This window comes from Streptomyces sp. NPDC058231 (assembly GCF_042882275.1).
GTDB lineage: Bacteria > Actinomycetota > Actinomycetes > Streptomycetales > Streptomycetaceae > Streptomyces.
On sequence record NZ_JBHVWN010000045.1, the window covers coordinates 48,473 to 66,512 of the forward strand.

Below are 18,040 nucleotides of genomic sequence, written 5' to 3' on the forward strand. Positions count from 1 at the left end.
GCCCGGAGTGTACGCAGCCGGGCGCCTCCGTGGGAAGGGATCGAACCCGGGTAGGCCCTGGTCAGCGACGGGTCTGCCGCATGAGCAGATCGCGCAGCGCGCGGCTGTGGCGGCGGCTCACCGCGAGCTCCGCGGTACCCACCCGCACGCTCATGCTGCCCGCGTCGAGCCGCAGTTCGTCGATCCGGTCGAGGGAGACGAGATGACGGCGGTGGATGCGCACGAAACCGCGCGAGCGCCAGCGCTCCTCCAGCGCGGTGAGGGGGATCCGGACGAGGTGACTGCCCTGGGCGGTGTGCAGCCGGGCGTAGTCGCCCTGCGCCTCGGCGTACGCGATGTCGTCGACCGGGATGAACCGGGTCACGCCGCCGAGTTCGACGGGTATCTGGTCGGCCGCGGTGTCGTGGACGGGGGCGGTGCGGTCGCCGACCTGTTCGGCGACGCGGCGGACGGCTTCGGAGAGGCGTTCGCGGCGGACGGGCTTGAGGACGTAGTCGACGGCCTTCAGATCGAAGGCGTGGACGGCGAACCCCTCGTGGGCGGTGACGAACACGATGAGCGGGGGCGCGGCGAACCCGGCCAGCAATTGGGCGACGTCGAGCCCGGTGAGACCCGCCATGTGGATGTCGAGGAAGACCACGTCGATGGCGGACGGATCGTCGGGACCTGCGTCGACGGCGGCGCCGATCCGGCGGAGTGCCTCGGTGGCCCCGGTGGCGCCCTCGGCACTGCGGATGCGGGAATCGGCGCGCAGGAGGTAGAGCAGCTCCTCCAGGGCGGGTGCTTCGTCGTCGACGGCGAGTACACGCAGCATGAGGCCGGAGTGTAGAGCGTGTCCGGCGGTTCCGGCTTGAGTGATTCACCGGTGCGGTCCGTACCAGAATGCATGCGCACCCCGGAACCTCATCGCCATGTCGGCGCCTATGCACTGGGCGTGCTCGGTGCTGCCGATGCCTTCCGCTTCGAGGAGCATCTGGCGCAGTGCCCGCTGTGCGAGATCCGGGCGGCAGAGTTCCGGGCGGTGACGGCCGTGCTCGCGGACTACGCGCGTCGGACGCCTCCGGGAGTGGATCCGGTTGTGCGGGTGGGGCCCGAACCGGTGCGTCGGGCGGTGGCCGCGGTGCTGTCGGCACGGCGCAGCAGCCGAAGGAAGCGGCTGGCACTGGTGGCGGTTGCGGTCGTCCTCGCGGTGGGCGGGCCGTTCGTCGTGGCCGGCGGATCGAGTGGGGCGGGCGGACCCGCTGCGGTGCGGACGGAACGGTGGGCTGCGGCGGACCCCTCCACGGGGATGACGGCGGTGGTGACCGCAGGAGCGAAGGATTGGGGGACGGACGTCGGCCTGGAGGTGGCGCGGGTACCGGAGCCGGGGGTGTGCGCCCTGGTCGCGGTCGGGCGGGACGGCAGCGAGGAGACCGTCACCACCTGGTCGGTGCGGGGACGGGGCGACCGGCCGCCGACCATGCACGGCGGGGCCGCGCTGCGCCCGGCGGCCATCGACCGGTTCGAGGTGCGGGCTGCGGACGGGCGGCGGTTGCTGGCGCTCACCCGCTGACACCCCCTACTTGAGGAGTCTGGACAGGCGGCGGTCGGCCAGTGGCCTGCCGCCGGTCTGGCAGGTGGGGCAGTACTGGAGCGAGGAGTCGCTGTACGAGACCTCCCGGACGGTGTCCCCGCAGACCGGGCAGGGTTCACCGGTCCGTCCGTGGACGCGCAGTCCGCTCTTCTTCTCCGCCTTGAGCTTCCCGGCCGCCACCTTGCCGGTCCGTGCGACGGCGTCGCGGAGCGTGGTGCGCAGAGCGGTGTGCAGCCGGGTGATCTCGTCGTCGGTGAGGTTCGCGGTGAGGGAGAACGGTGACATCTTCGCGGCGTGCAGGATCTCGTCGCTGTAGGCGTTGCCGATGCCCGCGATCAGGGACTGGTCGCGCAGGGCGCCCTTGATCCGGCGGCGTTCTCCGGTGAGCAGCGCGGCGAACGCGTCCCGGTCGAAGGAGTCGTCGAGCGGATCGGGCCCGAGCCGGGCGATGCCGGGCACCTCGGCCGGGTCGCGGACCAGATACACGGCGAGCCGCTTGGTGGTGCCCGCCTCGGTGAGGTCGAAGCCGTCGCCACCGGTGAGCACGGTGCGCAGCGCGAGCGGGCCCCTGCCCGGGCGTGGCGCGACAGCGGGAAAGCTGTCCTTCCAGTGCAGCCAGCCCGCCCGGGCGAGATGGGTGACCAGATGCAACGGACCGGCCTCGATGTCCAGGAACTTGCCGTGCCGGGCGACGCCGGTGACCGTGGCGCCCTCCAGGGCGGTGAGCGGCGGGTCGTACGTCTTGAGCACGCTGACGGCGAGCGGCAGGACGCGGGCGATCTCCTTGCCGGTCAGATGCTCGTCGAGAAAGCCCCGCAGCGCCTCGACCTCCGGTAGTTCGGGCATGGATCCCAGGATGCCGCAGCCACCCGCCCGCTGCCACCGCCGGTCAGAGGCCGTACGTCCGCTCGGCGGTCGTCGCGAGGACGGCCTGCCGCTCGTCGGCGCTCAGCCCTGCGATGAGGCTGCGGGCTGCGTCCACGACATCGGCGTAGCCCGCCGCGAGCCGGCAGACCGGCCAGTCGGAGCCGAACATCAGCCGGTCGGGTCCGAAGGCTTCGAGGACCGTGCCGGCGTACGGGCGCAGGTCGTCGACCGTCCAGGAGTGCGGGTCGGCCTCGGTGACCAGGCCGGAGAGTTTGCAGACGGTGTTGGGGCGGGCGGCCAGCGCCGTGACGTCGTCCGCCCACGGGCGGAGGCTCCCGGTGGCGATGGGCGGCTTGCCCGCATGGTCGAGTACGAAGGTCAGTTGCGGCAGCAGGTCGGCGGCCCCCACCGCGGCGGCCAGTTGGTGGGGCCGGACGACCAGGTCGTAGACGAGTCCCGCGGCGGCCACGGCGGACAGTCCGCGCCGGACGTCGGGGCGCAGCAGCCATTCGGGGTCGGGCTCTTCCTGGACCTGGTGGCGGATGGCGACGAGCCGGTCGCCACCGGGTAGTTCGCGCAGCGCGGCAAGGGTGTCGGCGACGTCGGGCGCGGTGAGGTCGGTCCAGCCGACGACGCCCGCCACGAGGTCGTCGCCGTCGGCGAGGGCGAGGAACTCGGGGGTCTCCTCGGGGACGGTCACGGTCTGGACGAGGACGGTGGCGTACACCCCGGCGGCCCGCGCCTCGGGTTCCAGGTCGGCAAGGGTGAAGGTGCGCCGGAGCGGGGCCAGTTCCTCGCCGATGATCCACTCCTGGTCGCGCACCGCCAGGTCCCACACGTGGTGGTGTGCGTCGACGATCCGTTCCCGGCCGGTCATCTCACAGCTCCCAGGCGACGGGGAGGCCCGCTTCGGCGCCGTCCGACGAGTAGTCGTGGGCCACGTCGAGGAGTTGGTCCATCCGGGCCTGCCAGGCGACGTTTACCGGGAGCTGCTCCAGTTCGGCGAGCAGCCGGGCGTAGTCCTCGCACTCGATGACGTGGAAGAGGTCGGTGCCGCTGCGCCAGATCGTCCAGGCGGTGGCGCCCGCCGCGCGGATCGCCGTGGTGAGCTCGGCGGGGACGTCGCGGTGCGCTGCCTCGTACGCGTCGATGCGGTCGGCACGGACCTTGGTGTGCAGGGCGATCCTCATCGTCGGTGTCCGTCCTCGGTGAGCAGGCCCTCGGCACGCAGTTCGTCCCAGAGGGCGTCGGGGATGTCGCGGGTGAGCAGACCGGCCGCGTCACGCATCTCGTCCGCGGAGCGGGCGCCGACGAGCACGGTGGCGACGGCGGGATGGGCGAGCGGGTACCGCAGCGCGGCGGCGCGCAGCGGTACGCCGTGGTTCCCTGCGACGGCCTTGATCCGCAGCGCCCGGTCCAGGAGGGCCGGCGGGGCCGCGGCGTAGTCGTACGTGGCGCCGGGGCGCGGGTCGGCGAGCAGCCCGGAATTGAAGACTCCGCCGACGACGACGCTGCGGCCGCGCGCCGCCGCCTCGGGCAGCAGGTCGACGAGGGCGGACTGGTCGAGGAGGGTGTGGCGTCCGGCGCAGAGCACGGTGTCGACGTCGGTCTCGCGGAGGAACCGGGTGAGCATCGCGGTCTGGTTCATGCCCGCGCCGATGGCTCCGACGACGCCTTCGGCGCGCAGCTTCTCCAGGGCCGGGTAGGCCTCGCGGAAGGCCGCTTCGGCGTGGTCGTCCGGGTCGTGCAGATAGGCGATGTCGATGCGGTCGAGACCCAGCCGTTCGAGGCTGTCCTCGATGCTGCGGCGCACCCCGTCGGCGCTGAAGTCCCAGCGGCGGCGGTGGGTGGCGGGCACGGCGAACCCTTCGGAGAGGCCGTCGTCCGGGGCGATCGTGCCGACCGGGAGGGGATCCAGCAGCCGGCCGACCTTGGTGGAGATCACGTAGGCGTCGCGCGGCCTGTGCCGCAGGGCCGCGCCGAGCCGGCGTTCGGAGAGGCCGAGCCCGTAATGCGGTGCCGTGTCGAAGTAGCGCACGCCCTCGTCCCAGGCCGCGTCCACGGCGGCGGCGGCCCGGGCGGGGTCGACCTCACGGAAGAGGTTGCCGATGGCGGCCGCCCCGAAGGACAGCTCGGTCACCTCGACCGTACTGGTTCCCAGCCTGTTTCGCTGCATGTCGCTGCCGCCCTCACCGATGATCGTTGTTTCCCGCACAACGAATATTCATCGGATCACTTGGGCGCGTCAACACCTCTGCCGACACGAACTACCGGGATTGCACGGATATCTGTCCGATCTATCAGGAGCGTCGCGAAGGCCGAACGATCGGCAGCAGCGCGAGCAGCTCACGCAGCTCGTCCTCGGCGCAGCGGGCCAGCCGCTCCAGGTCCGGGACCGCCTTGCCGTCGGCCACCAGCCCGATCTGCACCTGGCCACCGTACGTGGACAGTGCGATGGCCAGGGACTGCCCGCGGGCCAGCGGCGCCATCGGATAGACGGCGCGCAGCGGGCATCCGCCCAGCGAGAGCGCCGACCGCGGCAGGGGCACGCTGGTGACCAGCACGTCGAAGAGCATCCGGGCCGCACTGCCGGCCAGCGGAGCGCCGAAGCGGTGCGCGAGCGAAGGCAGTTGATCGGCGAGCACCGCGACGGCGCCCGCTCCCCGCAGCGGCCCGGCGGCCTTGTTGCGGTCCATCGCGGTACGGACGGCACGCAGCCGCCGCCAGGGATCGGACTCGGAAACGGGAAGCCCGAGCAGGTAGGCGGACAGACGGTTCCCGTGGGCGGCTCCCGCGCCGGGCCTGCGCCGGGAGACGGGCACGAGGGCGCGCGGGTCGGCGCCCGGCAGCTGCTCGCCGCGCTCCAGCATCCAGCGGCGGAGCGCTCCGGCGACGACACCGATCAGGACGTCGTTGGTGGTGCCGCCCGCGAACCGGCGGATCCGGCGGACGGCCTCGGCGTCGAGGTCGGCGGTGGCCAGGCGACGCGTCCCGCTGGAGGTCGCGGCGAGGGAGGGGGCGCCCCGCAGATCGAGCCGGCTGGCCCGTACGACCGAGGCTCCGACGCCGAACGCCCGCGAGAGGTCCTCGATGCGGCCCAGCGCGAACCCGGCCACCTGGCGCGGCCCCGGCATCCAGGAGCGGGGCGGAACCGGACGCACCCGGCGGGAGCCCGCCCCACTGCGGGCGCGGGCTCCGACGGAGGCGATCTCGTCGAAGATGCCGGCGCCGATGGCGACCGCCCGCATCCCGTCGGCCAGCGCGTGGTGCAGCTTGACGAGCACCGCGAAGGGGCCGTTACCGGCGCCGCTGATGACGTACATCTGCCAGGGCGGCAGCCCCCGTTCGAGAGGCTGCTCCATCAGCTCACCGGCGAGCCGGGTGGCACCCGCCATGAAGCCGTCGTCCCCCGCGTCCGCTTCGTCCGCGGGCAGCTGCACCCGCTGGACATGCCGGTACACGTCGAAGTCCGCGTCGGCCGACCAGGCGGCGCCGCCGACCGGCAGCAGGACGTCGCGTACGCGCATCCGCAGCCGGGGGATCGCGGCTGCGCGGGTGCCGAGCAGCTCCACCACGGCCTCCGCGGTGACACCCGGCGCCGGGGCGGGGGCCGGGGAGAAGACGGCCAGCGCGCCGAGGTGCATGGGATGGGCGTCGGATTCGAGGTGCCAGAAGGCCAGATCGAGAGGTGTCAGTAGCTCAGTGCCCAACGGATCCTCATGTCATCGAAGACAAAGACTGCCGGAGTCAACGACTGCCGCCACCGCAGTCAATCGCCCGCGATCGGTTACGGTCAAGTACAGACATGTTACGTTCTGTTACTGTCCGGTATTCTGTACGGGATTCGTCCGCGCCGGCGATCGGCCCGCGCGGTCACGCACGTTCCGGAATGATGAACTCGCACCACACGCACTTACCGCTGCCGCGGGACTCCACCCCCCACGCGTCCGCCAGCCGGTCCACCAGCATCAGCCCACGCCCCGACACCCCGGAGTCCCCCGCATCGCGGGGCCGCGGCAGCGCGCTCGACCGGTCCTCCACATCGACCCGCAGCCGGCGCTCGGGGCCGGTGAGCACCCGGATGGTGACGATCGCCCCTCCGTCGGTGTGCATCAGAGCGTTGGTGATCAGCTCGTCCGCCGCGAGCTCGACCTCGTCCGCGCGCTCCTTCGCGCCCCAGGCCCGCACCGCCGCCCGGATCATGTGCCGGGACGAGATCAGCGCCTCCGGGTCGTTCTGCGCGACGTGCTGCTGGAGCCGGCCGCCCGGCTGCGGCGCATGGGCCGCCTTCCGGCGCAGCAGCAGAACGGCCACATCGTCCTCGCCGCCCTGCTCGTCGACCCGTTCGCACAACTGGTCGGCCAGTTTCTGGATGTCCGGCGACCCGTTCCTGACCATCGACATGAGCCGCTGCATGCCCTCGTCGAGATCGGCGCCCGGCAGCTCCACCAGGCCGTCGGTGTAGAGCACCATCGTCTGGCCTGGATCCAGCTCGACGGTGCTCACCGGGTATTCCAGCCGGCCGAACTCGGCCGAGAGCCCCAGCGGCAGCCCTCCCTCGTCCGGCAGCCTGCGGCAGCTGCCGTCGGTGTCACGCACCAGCGGCTCGACGTGACCCGCCCGGACCAGCTGCACCACTCCGGTCGTCAGATCGACCTCGGCGTAGATACAGGTCGCGAAGCGGTCGGTGTCGAGTTCGTGGAGGAAGACGGACGCCCGCGCCATGACGGTCGCGGGGCTGTGTCCTTCCGCGGCGTAGGCGCGCAGGACGATGCGCAGCTGCCCCATGACCGCCGCCGCGTCCGTGTCGTGCCCCTGCACGTCACCTATGACCGCCCCCACCCGGCCGCCGGGCAACGGAATGACGTCGTACCAGTCGCCCCCGATGTCCCGCCCCAGGCTGGCCGAGCGGTACCGGACAGCGATCTGCGCGCCCGGCACCTCGGGTATCCGGCGCGGCAGCATGGCCTGCTGGAGACCCTCGGCGAGATCGTGCTCCTGCTCGTAGAGCATGGCCCGCTGCAGGCTCTGGGCGATCGAGCTGCCCAGCGCGATCAGCAGATTGCGTTCGTCGCCGGTGAAGCCGTCCTTGTCGCTGTAGAGCAGTCCGAGGGCCCCGATGGGCCGGGCCTGGGCGATCAGCGGCAGATAGGCCGCGGCGGTGATGCCCAGGTCGCTGATGTGCGGCCACAGGATCGGGTACGAGGTGGCGAAATCCTCGGCGGACTCGATGAAGCGGGGCGCGAGGGTACGGACGACTTCGCTCATCGGATACGGCTCGTCCGTGCGGGTGTACCGGGTGCCCGGCACGTACGACCCTTCGGGTCCGTCCGCCACCAGATGGATGCGCCCCGCCTCGGTCAGCCCCATGACGAGGCTGGTGGCTCCCAGGAGGGCCACACCCTGGGAGTTCTTGAGCACGTCGGTGACGTCCTTGACGGTGCGGGCGTGGGCCAGGGCGGCGGTGGCCCCCTCCACCAGGGTGGTGCGCCCGCGCCGCTCCTCGTCCTGCTCACGGCGGACGGTGGAGTCGGCCAGCTCCTGGGTGGCGTCCCGGACTATGCCGATGATCCGGCGGGGGCGGCCGGTCTCGTCGCGGCGGATGAAGCCCTGGGTGTGGGTCCATCGCATGGTGCCGTCACGCCGGAGGATGCGGAAGTACGCGCCGTAGTTGCTCTCCCCGCTCTTGAGCGCGGCCGAGACCAAGGCATCGAGGCGTCCGCTCTCGTCCGACGGCACGCGCAGTCCGAGAGTCCCCGGCCGGTCGTCGTATTCGTCGGCCCGCAGGTCGAAAACATCGAGCGCGGTCTGGTCCATGTGCATGAGCCCGCTGTCGAGGTCCCAGTCGAAGCTGCCCATACGGTTCAGGGCGAGGCTGAGATCCGGGTGGGCGGGCCATTCGTCCGGGAGTGACAGGGCAGCCGCTGCCCGATCATCCATGGGGCCATGCTGCCATCATTTGTCCGATTACTCGAATGATCACATCCGTCGTACGGCGGGGCGGAGCGCCTGTCACGGACCCCCGTACGCGGTCCGGCCCCGCGGCTCGCACCACGGGGCCGGAGCTGCCGGTCGGCCGTTCTCAGCGGCCCTGGAGCGACTTGACGTTGTCGCCGAACGTCCACCCCTTCGACCCGTCCCAGTTGAGCGACCAGGTCATCAGGCCCTTCAGTCCGCCGCCGTAGTGGTTCCAGGCCTGCGAGACGAGGTCCGGCGCCAGGTAGCCGCCCCCGGCGCCCGGCTGAGCGGGCAGCCCGGGGACCTGCTTGTCGTACGGCACCCTGACCGTGGTCCCCTGGACGACCAGCCCCTTGTCCAGGCAGTCGGTCTGCGCGGTGAACCCCTCGACCGTTCCGGCGGAGTACGAATCACCGGAGCACCCGAACATGCTGCCGTTGTAGTACTGCATGTTCAGCCACCAGAGCCTGCCGTTGTCTGCGTACTTCTTCACGATGGGCAGGTAGGCACCCCAGATCGAGCCGTACGTCACGCTGCCACCGGTGACATAGGCGGTCTCGGGCGCCATCGTCAGCCCGAAGTTCGAGGGCATCCGGGCGAGCACGCCGTCGATGATACGGATGAGGTTGGCCTGCGAGGCCGACAGTTGGTTGATGTCGCCACTGCCGGTGAGGCCGGTCTCGATGTCGATGTCGATGCCGTCGAAGTTGTACTTCTGCAGGATCGGCACGAGCGTGTCGACGAAGCGGTCGGCGACGGCGCTAGAACCGAGGTCGATCCCGGCCGCGGCACCGCCGATGGACATCAGGGTGGTCAGACCCGACGCCTTGGCCTGGCACATCTCGGCCGGGGTCGGAACCTTGACCGTCGAGTCCATACCGTCCTCCCACAGGACGGTGCCGTCCGACCGGATGACCGGGAAGGCCGCGTTGATCACGTTGTAGCCGTGGGCGGGAATCCGGGCGTCGGTGACCGGTATCCATCCGAGCGGAGGATGGACACCGTTCGAGGACCCGTCCCAGTTCTCCCAGTAGCCCTGGAGCACCTTGCCCGCGGGCCTCGACTTGACGGCACAGGTCTCGTCCTGCGCCGCCGCGCTCGGGCCCGCGGCAACCAGCGTCTGCACGAGGCACGCAGCCGCCAGGCCGATTCCGAGCAGACGCGATGTCCGACCGAACATGACTGTTCCCTTCCGTCGTGGCCGACCGTCACCGCGCCGGCGAGAGCCATCGATGCCATGAACCTGACAATGACGCCACCGTAAAATGGTCCAGACCTTGCGTCAATAGGTCTGGACCACCGAGGCGGAGGCTGATCCTCCGGCGAGCGGGGCGTCTGTCTCACCGCAGGGATCCCGCCCCGCACCGACCGCAAGGGCACCCCGGCCGCGCCGTCGCGCCGATCGCCTTGAACGCGTTCAGAAAAGTCCATAGAGTCGGGACACGGAGAGACGGTTGAACACGTTCAGGATGATGGGCGCGCCGCGCCCGTGATGACCGGTCAAGGAGGCAGGACGGTATGAGCGCCCTCAGCTACCCGGAGGTCGGAGCCACCCGGCTCGGCCCGCTCCCCGACGGCTACCACCATCTCCACCACAGGGTCGCGGTGGGCCGTGGCCGGGTCGCCTTCGAGTCGGCGGGCGCCGCCGTCACCGACTGGAGCATGCACCGCACGGCCGGCACCCGGATCCGGGCGTCGACGGTCCGCGCGGAGGCGGGCACCGCCGTGCGGGTGGCGATCGGCCTCGGCCCGTTGCGCTTCACCGCGCTCTGCGAGGTGATCTGGACCGCGTACGACAGGGACCGCATCGGCTTCGCGTACGGAACCCTCTCCCGGCACCCGGAGTGCGGTGAGGAGAGTTTCGTGGTGGAGCTGGCGGACGACGGGACGGTCTGGTTCACCGTGCTCGCCTTCTCGCGACCGGCCTGCTGGTACGCCCGGCTCGCCGGTCCGCTCGTCCCGTTCGCGCAGCGGCTCTACGCGCGCCGGCTGGGAAGCGCACTGCGCCGGATCGCCTCGGCGGGGTGAAGCGCCCAGCGGCTCCGCAGCGCCGATACTGGAGACGATGGAGTGGTTCACCGCAGACGGTTACTGGCTGAGTCGGCTGATCTTCCAGCGGGCTCTCGCCGGCATGTATCTGGTCGCGTTCCTCGCCGCCGCCCTCCAGTTCCGGGCGCTGATCGGCGAACGCGGGATGCTGCCCGTTCCCGAATTCGTGCGCCGCACGGACTGGCGGACGGCCCCCGGTCTCTTCCGGCTCCACTACTCCGACCGTTTCTTCGCCGTTGTCTGCTGGACCGGCTGCGCCCTCGCGGCCGCACTCATCGCGGGCGTGGACTCGTACGTCCCGCTCTGGGCGGCGATGCTCCTGTGGCTGCTGCCCTGGGCGCTGTATCTGTCGATCGTCCAGGTCGGCCAGGTCTGGTACGGCTTCGGCTGGGAGTCGCTGCTCCTGGAGACCGGCTTCCTCGCCGTCTTTCTCGGCAACGCGCATACGGCTCCACCGGTGCTCGTCCTGTGGCTCCTGCGCTGGGTGCTGTTCCGGGTCGAGTTCGGCGCCGGGCTGATCAAGATCCGCGGCGACGAGTGCTGGCGCAAGCTGACCTGCCTGTACTTCCACCACGAGACCCAGCCGATGCCGGGACCGCTGAGCTGGTTCTTCCACCGGCTGCCGCGGCCGGTGCACCGCGCGGAGGTGGCGGCCAACCACGTCACCCAACTTCTCGTCCCGGTGCTGCTCTTCGCCCCGCAGCCCGTTTCGAGCGCCGCCGCGGCCCTGATGATCGTCACCCAGCTGTGGCTGGTGCTGTCCGGGAACTTCGCCTGGCTGAACTGGCTGACCATCGTCCTCGCGCTGTCCGCGATCGACTGGTCGCCGGTCGTGGCGCCGCCGGCGCAGCAGGCGCCACCGCTCTGGTACGAGGTGCTGGTCATCGCCGTCACCGTGCTGGTCGCGGTGCTCAGCTACCGTCCGGCGCGCAACCTGATCTCCCGCCGCCAGGTGATGAACCGCTCGTTCGACCCACTCCATCTCGTCAATACGTACGGTGCGTTCGGCAGCATCAGCCGGGTCCGGCTGGAGGTCGCGGTGGAAGGCACGGACGAGCGGGTGCTGCACGAGGGGACGGTCTGGCAGGAGTACGGCTTCCGCGGCAAGCCGGGGGACCCGCACCGGATGCCACGGCAGTTCGCCCCGTACCATCTGCGGCTGGACTGGCTGATGTGGTTCGCGGCGCTCTCCCCCGCTTACGCCCGTTCCTGGTTCGGGCCCTTCGTGGAGCGGCTGCTGGAGAACGACCGGGACACCCTGCGGCTGCTGCGCCACAACCCGTTCCCCGACACCCCGCCCACGCATGTCCGCGCCAGGGTGTACCGCTACCGGTACACCACCTGGCGCGAACTGCGGGCCACCGGGCGCTGGTGGCACCGCACCTACGTGCGGGAATTCATCCGGCCCGTCTCCCTCGGCCCCTCGTTCCTCAGTCCGACCAGGCGACCTTGAAGACCCAGGCGTGCTTGCCGGTCCTGCGGGCCGCCGCCGGTACGTCGATCACCAGCGAGCCGCCGGTGGTGCGCCAGGAGAGCGGCCGGTCGTACCCGAGGAGGGTGACGCGGTCGCCGCTGCGGATCGGCACCGGGGCCTCGACGGTGAGCGTCGCTCCGGGCCGGGCCAGCGAATGGATGTAGAAGGCCTTGTCCGGCCGGACCGTGAACCGCAGGTCCTCGCCGAGCTGCGGCATCCGTGACCAGTACGTACTGCCGTAGATCGCCTCGCCGTTGGTCTTCAGCCACTCCCCCGTCTCGCGCAGCCGGCGCTGCATGATGCCGGGGATCGTGCCGTCGGCCTTCGGCCCGATGTCGAGCAGGAAGTTGCCGTTCTTGGAGACGATGTCGACGAGCGAGTGCACGATCTCCTCGGCCGTCATGTACTTCTCGTCGGGGGTCTGGGCGTTGTACCCGTAGGAGAACGGATCGAGACCGCGGCTGGACTCCCATTTCGCGGTGACGATCTGGTCGTACGTCGTGTACTCGGGCGTCGTGAAGTCGTGCGGTCCGATCCCGGATCGGTTGTTGACCGTGACGCCGATGGGCCGCGCCCGGTTCTTGGCGTTGTTGAAGTACTCGGCCAGCACCCGGTGGCTGTCGTTGTCCCCGCCGATGTCGCACCAGAGGATCTCGGGGTCGTACCCGTGGACCAGTTCCAGCATCTGCGGACCCTGGAACTCCGTGACGTAGTCCTTGCCCGCCGTGTACCCGGTGTACGGGACGGGCTCCAGCGTGTACGGATTGCGCGGGGCGTGACCCATCCACGGGCGGTCGGGGTTGAACCACTCGGGCATCGAGAAGTACAGCCCGCGGTGCAGTTCCGGGGTGTAGCGGCGCGAGGCGTCGAAGAGTTCCTTGACGAGATCGCGGCGCGGACCCATCTTCACCGCGTTGCGGTCGGAGAGCTTGGTGTCCCACAGCGCGAAGCCCTCGTGGTGCTTCGAGGTGAGGACGTGGTACTGCGCGCCCGCGTCGCGGAACAGCTCCACCCAGGAGCGGGGGTCGAAGTGCTCCGCACGGAACTGCGGGATGAAGTCGTCGTAGTTGAAGGACTCACCGTATGTGTCGCGGTGGTGGGCGTGGGTCGGGTTGCCGGGGTCCTGCATCTGGTTCCAGTACCACTCGGCGTACTGGGTGCCGACCGGCGCCCAGGCGGGCACCGAGTACACCCCCCAGTGGATGAAGATCCCGAACTTCGCTTCCTGGAACCAGTAGGGCGCCTGATGGCTGCTCAGGGAGTCGTCGGTGGGCAGGTAGTCGGGGACCCCCAGGGTGAGCGAGCGCCTGACCGTGGCCGCCTGCTGTCCGCGGCCGCGGGCGACAACGTTGCCCTCCCGCGCGGCGCCGGGTGCCGTGCCCGGCCCGCTGCGGATGCCGATGCGCACGCGGGCCTGGTCGCCGGGGGCGAGCCGGGTGATCCTGGCGGGTTCGACGGTCCGGGCGCCGGGGACGTCCACCGAGACGCTGAGTCGGTCGGCGGCCAGGACCGCGACGGTTCCGGCGTTGACCACGGTGGCTTCGACGCTCTGTGCGCCGGAGTCCAGCAGCGAGGTGGTGGAGCGCGCGTCGCGCAGGGTCAGCGCCCGCCCCTCGGCGGCCGGCTGGAGCGACAGCGCGAAGATGTGCAGGGACGACTTGTCGGCCTCGGCGGGCTGGGTGGTGGGAAGCGTGAGAGCGACGGCTTCCCTGGCCGGGTCGAGCGCGATCTCGGAGACGGCGATGGAGACCTGGTGTGCGTCCTTGTCGCCGTCGGGCGTGTAGCGGTACGCGGCGGTGACGGCTCCGCTGCCGGAGTACCAGTCCGGGCCGCTGAGCGTGGGCGTCGACGTGGTGCCGTCCGCGTAGTGGACGGTGACCTTGCCGGAGGCGGCGCCGTAGCTGCACGCGGTGAGGAAGAGCGCGGACAGAAAACGGCCGGACGGGAGGTCGATGCGCTGGCCGAGGGCGACGACGTTGTTCCCGGCACCCGCCGCAGCGGCCGGGAAGAGGAACGTGGTGCCGTCGATCTCCCTCTCCCCGGCCGGGAGTTCCTCACCGGGGAAGGTGTAGCCGGATCCGTCGAAGTCTCCGCCGCGGGCCTCTGCGGTGTCGATGCCGTCGTTGTCGAACCAGTTGTCCAGGGGCACGGGAACGGCGGCGGGGACGGCGCCCCAGTCGCTGCCGTGGACGTCAGGCCGGGTGGGAGCGGCTCCGGGTCGGGTGGCCGCATCGGCGGTGGCTGGGGTGACCAGGGCGGCGCCGACTGCCGCCCCTGCCGTCATTCCGAGTACATGGCGTCTGGGAAGTTCGGTCATGACATCCGATGATTGGAGCATGGCGGGGACCTGTCAATGCAATCTTCCAGACAGAACGAAACACGTTCCACACAGCCATCGGATGACTGGGGTGATTCGGAGTGGACTGCCCTTTCCGGGCAGGGAGCAACCGGCCGGAAAGGGCAGTCACCCCGGCCGGTCCGAAGTGGAGCCCGCGCGCGCCCGAGCAGCGGGGCGGCCGTGGGTCCGGCACATGCCTGAGCCCCGACCCTCCGCAGGGGCGGAGGGCCGGGGCTCAGGACTGACGGGCCGTGGCGAGAGATCGGGCCGCGTGGGTCGGGCCGGGCGATCAGTCGATGCCGGGCAGGATGTGCGGCTCGGCGAGGTCGTCCTCGTAGCCGGCCAGTCGGATCGGTGCCGATCTGGCCCAGACTTCGAGGTTCCGGAGCTTCTCGGGCCGGCGGGCCCGCTCCCCGTGTCCCTCAGCCGGTCGCTTCTCGTCCTTCGTCAGTTCTGGTGTCACCGCGCACTCCTTTGTGTCGCGTAACCCCGGGGCGTCGCCGACGCTCCGGCCTCATTACCGGGAATCGACTGCCCACCAAGGGCAGGGGCAGGAACAGTTCGGTCGCGGTGGCGCCGGGTACATGGGCGGAACGGCGGCCTGGTTACAGACCTGTCCCAGGACGGCCGAGGGACCTTTGTGGATCCCTTGGTGGCGTCCGTTCACACCAGAGTAACCAAATGAGCGCGTCCCCGCTCGATGGGACGTGTGTACCAGGTCACTTTCGGACAGCGAACCGATCTACGCACCTGTTCATCCCCGGCCCGCGACTGTGCAGGCCGGGGAGTCCACCGGCCTGCACGCTGCCGGCCTGCGGGTCTACCAGCCGGCCGGTGCGTAGTCCTTCAGGAAGCAGCCGAACAGATCCTCGCCCGCTTCGCCGCGCACGATCGGGTCGTAGACCCGGGCGGCGCCGTCGACCAGGTCGAGCGGGGCGTGGAAGCCCTCCTCGGCGAGGCGGATCTTGTCGGGGTGCGGGCGCTCGTCGGTGATCCAGCCGGTGTCGACGGCGGTCATCAGAATGCCGTCCTTCTCGAACATCTCCTGGGCACTGGTGCGGGTGAGCATGTTGAGCGCGGCCTTGGCCATGTTGGTGTGCGGGTGGCCCGCACCCTTGTAGCCCCGGCCGAACACGCCCTCCATCGCCGAGACGTTGACCACGTAGGCACGCCGGGCGGCCGTCGCGGCCATCGCCGGGCGGAGCCGGCTGATCAGGATGAACGGCGCCGTGGAGTTGCAGAGCTGGACCTCGAGGAGCTCGATCGGTTCGACCTCTTCGACCGTCTGGATCCAGCTGTTGGTGTGGTGCAGGTCCGGTACGAGACCTCCCGCGTCGATGGCGGTGCCCGCGGCGATCCGCTCCAGCGAGGCGGAGCCGGTGACCAGGGCGAGATCGGTGACGTCCTGCGCGCTCAGCCCCTCCTTGCGGGCGGCCGGCAGGGCGGCGACACGGTCGACGGAGCCGCTGCCGAAGGTACCGATGACCTCGGCGGCGGGGAGCTCGCCCGCGGGCAGCGGGGCGGACTCGGCGCCCAGCAGCTCGCTGTAGGCCTGCGGGGAGCGGCGTACCGTCTGCGCGGCGTTGTTGATCAGGATGTCCAGCGGGCCCTCGGCGGCGACCGAGTCCGCGAGCGCGACGACCTGCGCGGGGTCGCGCAGATCGATACCCACGATCTTCAGCCGGTGGATCCACTCGTCGCTGTCCGGCATCGCCTTGAAGCGTCGGATCGCGTCGTTGGGGAAGCGGGTGGTGATGGTGGTGTGCGCGCCGTCGCGCAGCAGCCGCAGCGCGATGTACATACCGATCTTGGCGCGGCCGCCGGTGAGCAGTGCCCGGCGCCCGGTGAGGTCGGTCCGCGCGTCACGGCGGGTCCGGTTCTCCTTGGCGCACTGCTGGCAGAGCTGGTGGTAGAAGGCGTCGACCTCGACGTACCGGGTCTTGCAGATGTAGCACGAGCGGGGCCGCTGGAGTATCCCGGCGATCTCGGCACCGGCCGAGGACGACGGCAGGACGCCCTGGGTCTCGTCGTCGATGCGATCGGCCGAGCCCGTGGCGGTGGCCTCGGTGACCGCCTTGTCGTGCGCGGTCTTCGCGGCCCGGCGCTCCTGGCGACGGCGCTGCTTCACGGTCCGGTAGACACCGGCGGTGGCCCGGCGCACGGCGATGGCGTCCGGGTGGTCGACGTCGATGGTGTCGAGTTCGTCGAGCACGCTGAGGCAGACGGCCAGCCGCTCCGGGTCGATACCGGGACCGAACTCCTCGATACCGGGAGCGAACTCCGGGCTGTCCTCTGTCACCGTCATTGCCGTTCCTCTGTCAGTCATGCCGCCGGGTTCTCCCAGCGGCCCCGGGCGCGTTGCCGCAGTGGGCTCACGAGGACTGGCATCCACGGTGTTGAGGCCCGGCTGCGGGCTTGCGCGAAGCCGCCGCACTTCGGGCCGAATGCCCCGCTCAAGTCTGCCATGTCCGCCGCGCTGCTCCATCCGGGTCAGCACAGCGGTACGGCGGGACGCGCGGGAGGCGTCACGGGCCCGGGGCGACCTGTCGGGCCGCCACCCCTGCGAGGACCGGGCTCGCGCCGGTCCAGGCCCGTCGGAAGCGTCCCTGATGAGCCCCAGCGGACGAGACGAAACGCACATATCAGGGCAGAGCATCCACTGTGACCGAGCGGAAGAAAAAAATCCGGATCTTCGCGCATCACTCGCGGGAAGCGGGGCAGACGCGTCTCGATACATCCAACGAACGAACAGGGAGGGCGACGACATGGTGACCGCGTCGGAGCAGATCAGCGGAGCAGGAACACTGCACCAGCAGACCGGTACGCTCACCGGCGCCGGGGATGCCGAACTGCCCTGGATCGAGGACACCGGAAAGGTCGCCCCGAAGGACGCGCGGCAGCTCTCCAAGCTGTTCCTCGACAAGCTCCAGGTCCTCGAGGAGGGAACGCACGAGTACCAGTACGCGCGCAACACCCTCATCGAGATGAACCTCTCGCTGGTGCGCTTCGCCGCGTCGCGGTTCCGCAACCGGGCGGGTGACGACACCGAGGACATCATTCAGGTCGGCACCATCGGCCTGATCAAGGCGATCGACAGGTTCGACCTCTCCCGTGACGTGGAGTTCGCCACCTTCGCCGTGCCGTACATCGTGGGCGAGATCAAGCGCTTCTTCCGCGACACCACCTGGTCGGTGCATGTGCCGCGCCGGCTCCAGGAGCTGCGTGTCGACCTCGCGAAGGCGAAGGAGCAGCTCTCGACCGAGCTGGACCGCGACCCCACCGTCAAGGAGCTGGCCGCGCATCTCGACCTTCCGGAGGAGGAGGTCATCGAGGGGCTCGTCGCCGCCAACGGTTACTCCGCCGGTTCCCTGGACACCCCCTCGGCCGACACGGAGTCCAGCAAGGACCAGCGGTCGTACGCCGAACTGCTCGGTGAGACCGACCCGGGCATGGAGGCGGTGGAGAATCTCCATGCGCTGGCACCGCTGCTGGAGAAGCTGGACGACCGCGAGCGGCGGATCGTGCAGATGCGGTTCGGGCAGGAGATGACGCAGTCCCAGATCGGTGCCGAGCTCGGTGTCTCGCAGATGCACGTCTCGCGGCTGCTGGCTCGCATCGTCCAGCAGCTGCGCGCCGGAATGTCCGTGGAGGCCTGACCGCGGCACGGACGTCCGGAGCGCGCGCCGCCACGGATCTCCTCTCTCCTCCGCTCGAAGCGGCCACGCATCGCCTGCGTGATGCAGCGGCAGCCGCCGACGCACCTGCGCGGACGGCCGGAAGC

General features: G+C 70.6%; 15 protein-coding genes. 4 read left to right on the forward strand and 11 right to left on the reverse strand.

The window, feature by feature from the left end; translation table 11 throughout:
* Positions 1 to 61 precede the first annotated feature (61 nt).
* Positions 62 to 814, reverse strand: a complete 753-nt coding sequence (locus tag ACFVXE_RS26160) for a LytR/AlgR family response regulator transcription factor (RefSeq protein WP_389674632.1) — start codon at positions 812 to 814, stop codon at positions 62 to 64.
* Between the two features lie 72 nt (positions 815 to 886).
* Here ACFVXE_RS26160 and ACFVXE_RS26165 point away from each other — a divergent pair, with 72 nt between their 5' ends.
* Complete coding sequence (locus tag ACFVXE_RS26165; protein ID WP_389674634.1) at positions 887 to 1,552, forward strand: anti-sigma factor family protein; 666 nt, start codon at positions 887 to 889, stop codon at positions 1,550 to 1,552.
* A gap of 6 nt (positions 1,553 to 1,558) precedes the next feature.
* On the opposite strand, the gene ACFVXE_RS26170 is transcribed toward ACFVXE_RS26165, so the two are convergent.
* The 7 genes from ACFVXE_RS26170 to ACFVXE_RS26200 all read right to left on the reverse strand — a co-directional run bounded on the left by ACFVXE_RS26170 (position 1,559) and on the right by ACFVXE_RS26200 (position 9,578).
* Positions 1,559 to 2,419, reverse strand: a complete 861-nt coding sequence (locus ACFVXE_RS26170; protein WP_389674636.1) for an Fpg/Nei family DNA glycosylase — start codon at positions 2,417 to 2,419, stop codon at positions 1,559 to 1,561.
* Positions 2,420 to 2,462: 43 nt separating this feature from the next.
* Positions 2,463 to 3,317: an amidohydrolase family protein gene (locus ACFVXE_RS26175; protein ID WP_389674638.1), complete on the reverse strand. Its 855-nt coding sequence runs from the start codon at positions 3,315 to 3,317 to the stop codon at positions 2,463 to 2,465.
* 1 nt (position 3,318) lies between these two features.
* Positions 3,319 to 3,630 carry an L-rhamnose mutarotase gene (locus ACFVXE_RS26180; RefSeq protein ID WP_389674639.1) on the reverse strand — a complete coding sequence of 104 codons (312 nt, stop codon included), beginning with the start codon at positions 3,628 to 3,630 and terminating at the stop codon, positions 3,319 to 3,321.
* On the reverse strand, positions 3,627 to 4,616 hold the full coding sequence (locus ACFVXE_RS26185; protein ID WP_389674641.1) for an aldo/keto reductase: 990 nt from the start codon (positions 4,614 to 4,616) through the stop codon (positions 3,627 to 3,629). Before ACFVXE_RS26185 ends, ACFVXE_RS26180 begins: the two co-directional genes overlap by 4 nt.
* A gap of 124 nt (positions 4,617 to 4,740) precedes the next feature.
* Entirely contained in the window at positions 4,741 to 6,150 is a 1,410-nt protein-coding gene (locus ACFVXE_RS26190; RefSeq protein ID WP_389674643.1) for a wax ester/triacylglycerol synthase family O-acyltransferase, read from the reverse strand.
* Positions 6,151 to 6,313: 163 nt separating this feature from the next.
* The gene (locus ACFVXE_RS26195; RefSeq protein ID WP_389674645.1) at positions 6,314 to 8,380 is read right to left on the reverse strand and encodes a SpoIIE family protein phosphatase; all 2,067 of its coding nucleotides are present in this window, start codon (positions 8,378 to 8,380) and stop codon (positions 6,314 to 6,316) included.
* 142 nt (positions 8,381 to 8,522) lie between these two features.
* A complete protein-coding gene (locus ACFVXE_RS26200; protein ID WP_389674647.1) occupies positions 8,523 to 9,578 on the reverse strand; it encodes a chitinase in 1,056 nt (351 codons plus the stop codon).
* Between the two features lie 338 nt (positions 9,579 to 9,916).
* On the opposite strand from ACFVXE_RS26200, the gene ACFVXE_RS26205 reads away from it, so the two are divergent.
* Together ACFVXE_RS26205 and ACFVXE_RS26210 are read left to right on the forward strand one after the other, a co-directional pair.
* Positions 9,917 to 10,426 (forward strand): DUF1990 family protein, encoded by a 510-nt coding sequence (locus tag ACFVXE_RS26205; RefSeq protein ID WP_389674648.1) that lies wholly within the window; start codon positions 9,917 to 9,919, stop codon positions 10,424 to 10,426.
* A gap of 37 nt (positions 10,427 to 10,463) precedes the next feature.
* Positions 10,464 to 11,900: a lipase maturation factor family protein gene (locus ACFVXE_RS26210; protein ID WP_389674650.1), complete on the forward strand. Its 1,437-nt coding sequence runs from the start codon at positions 10,464 to 10,466 to the stop codon at positions 11,898 to 11,900.
* Here the strand turns inward: ACFVXE_RS26210 and ACFVXE_RS26215 are convergent.
* From ACFVXE_RS26215 to ACFVXE_RS26225, 3 genes are all read right to left on the reverse strand, one after another.
* Positions 11,878 to 14,238 (reverse strand): alpha-L-fucosidase, encoded by a 2,361-nt coding sequence (locus ACFVXE_RS26215; RefSeq protein ID WP_389674652.1) that lies wholly within the window; start codon positions 14,236 to 14,238, stop codon positions 11,878 to 11,880. The two genes, ACFVXE_RS26210 and ACFVXE_RS26215, sit on opposite strands and share 23 nt — an antisense overlap.
* 310 nt (positions 14,239 to 14,548) lie before the next feature.
* On the reverse strand, positions 14,549 to 14,722 hold the full coding sequence (locus ACFVXE_RS26220) for a hypothetical protein (RefSeq protein ID WP_389674653.1): 174 nt from the start codon (positions 14,720 to 14,722) through the stop codon (positions 14,549 to 14,551).
* Between the two features lie 357 nt (positions 14,723 to 15,079).
* Positions 15,080 to 16,564 (reverse strand): SDR family NAD(P)-dependent oxidoreductase, encoded by a 1,485-nt coding sequence (locus tag ACFVXE_RS26225; RefSeq protein WP_389674655.1) that lies wholly within the window; start codon positions 16,562 to 16,564, stop codon positions 15,080 to 15,082.
* A gap of 460 nt (positions 16,565 to 17,024) precedes the next feature.
* On the opposite strand from ACFVXE_RS26225, the gene ACFVXE_RS26230 reads away from it, so the two are divergent.
* Positions 17,025 to 17,915, forward strand: a complete 891-nt coding sequence (locus tag ACFVXE_RS26230; RefSeq protein WP_389674656.1) for an RNA polymerase sigma factor SigF — start codon at positions 17,025 to 17,027, stop codon at positions 17,913 to 17,915.
* Positions 17,916 to 18,040: the final 125 nt, after the last annotated feature.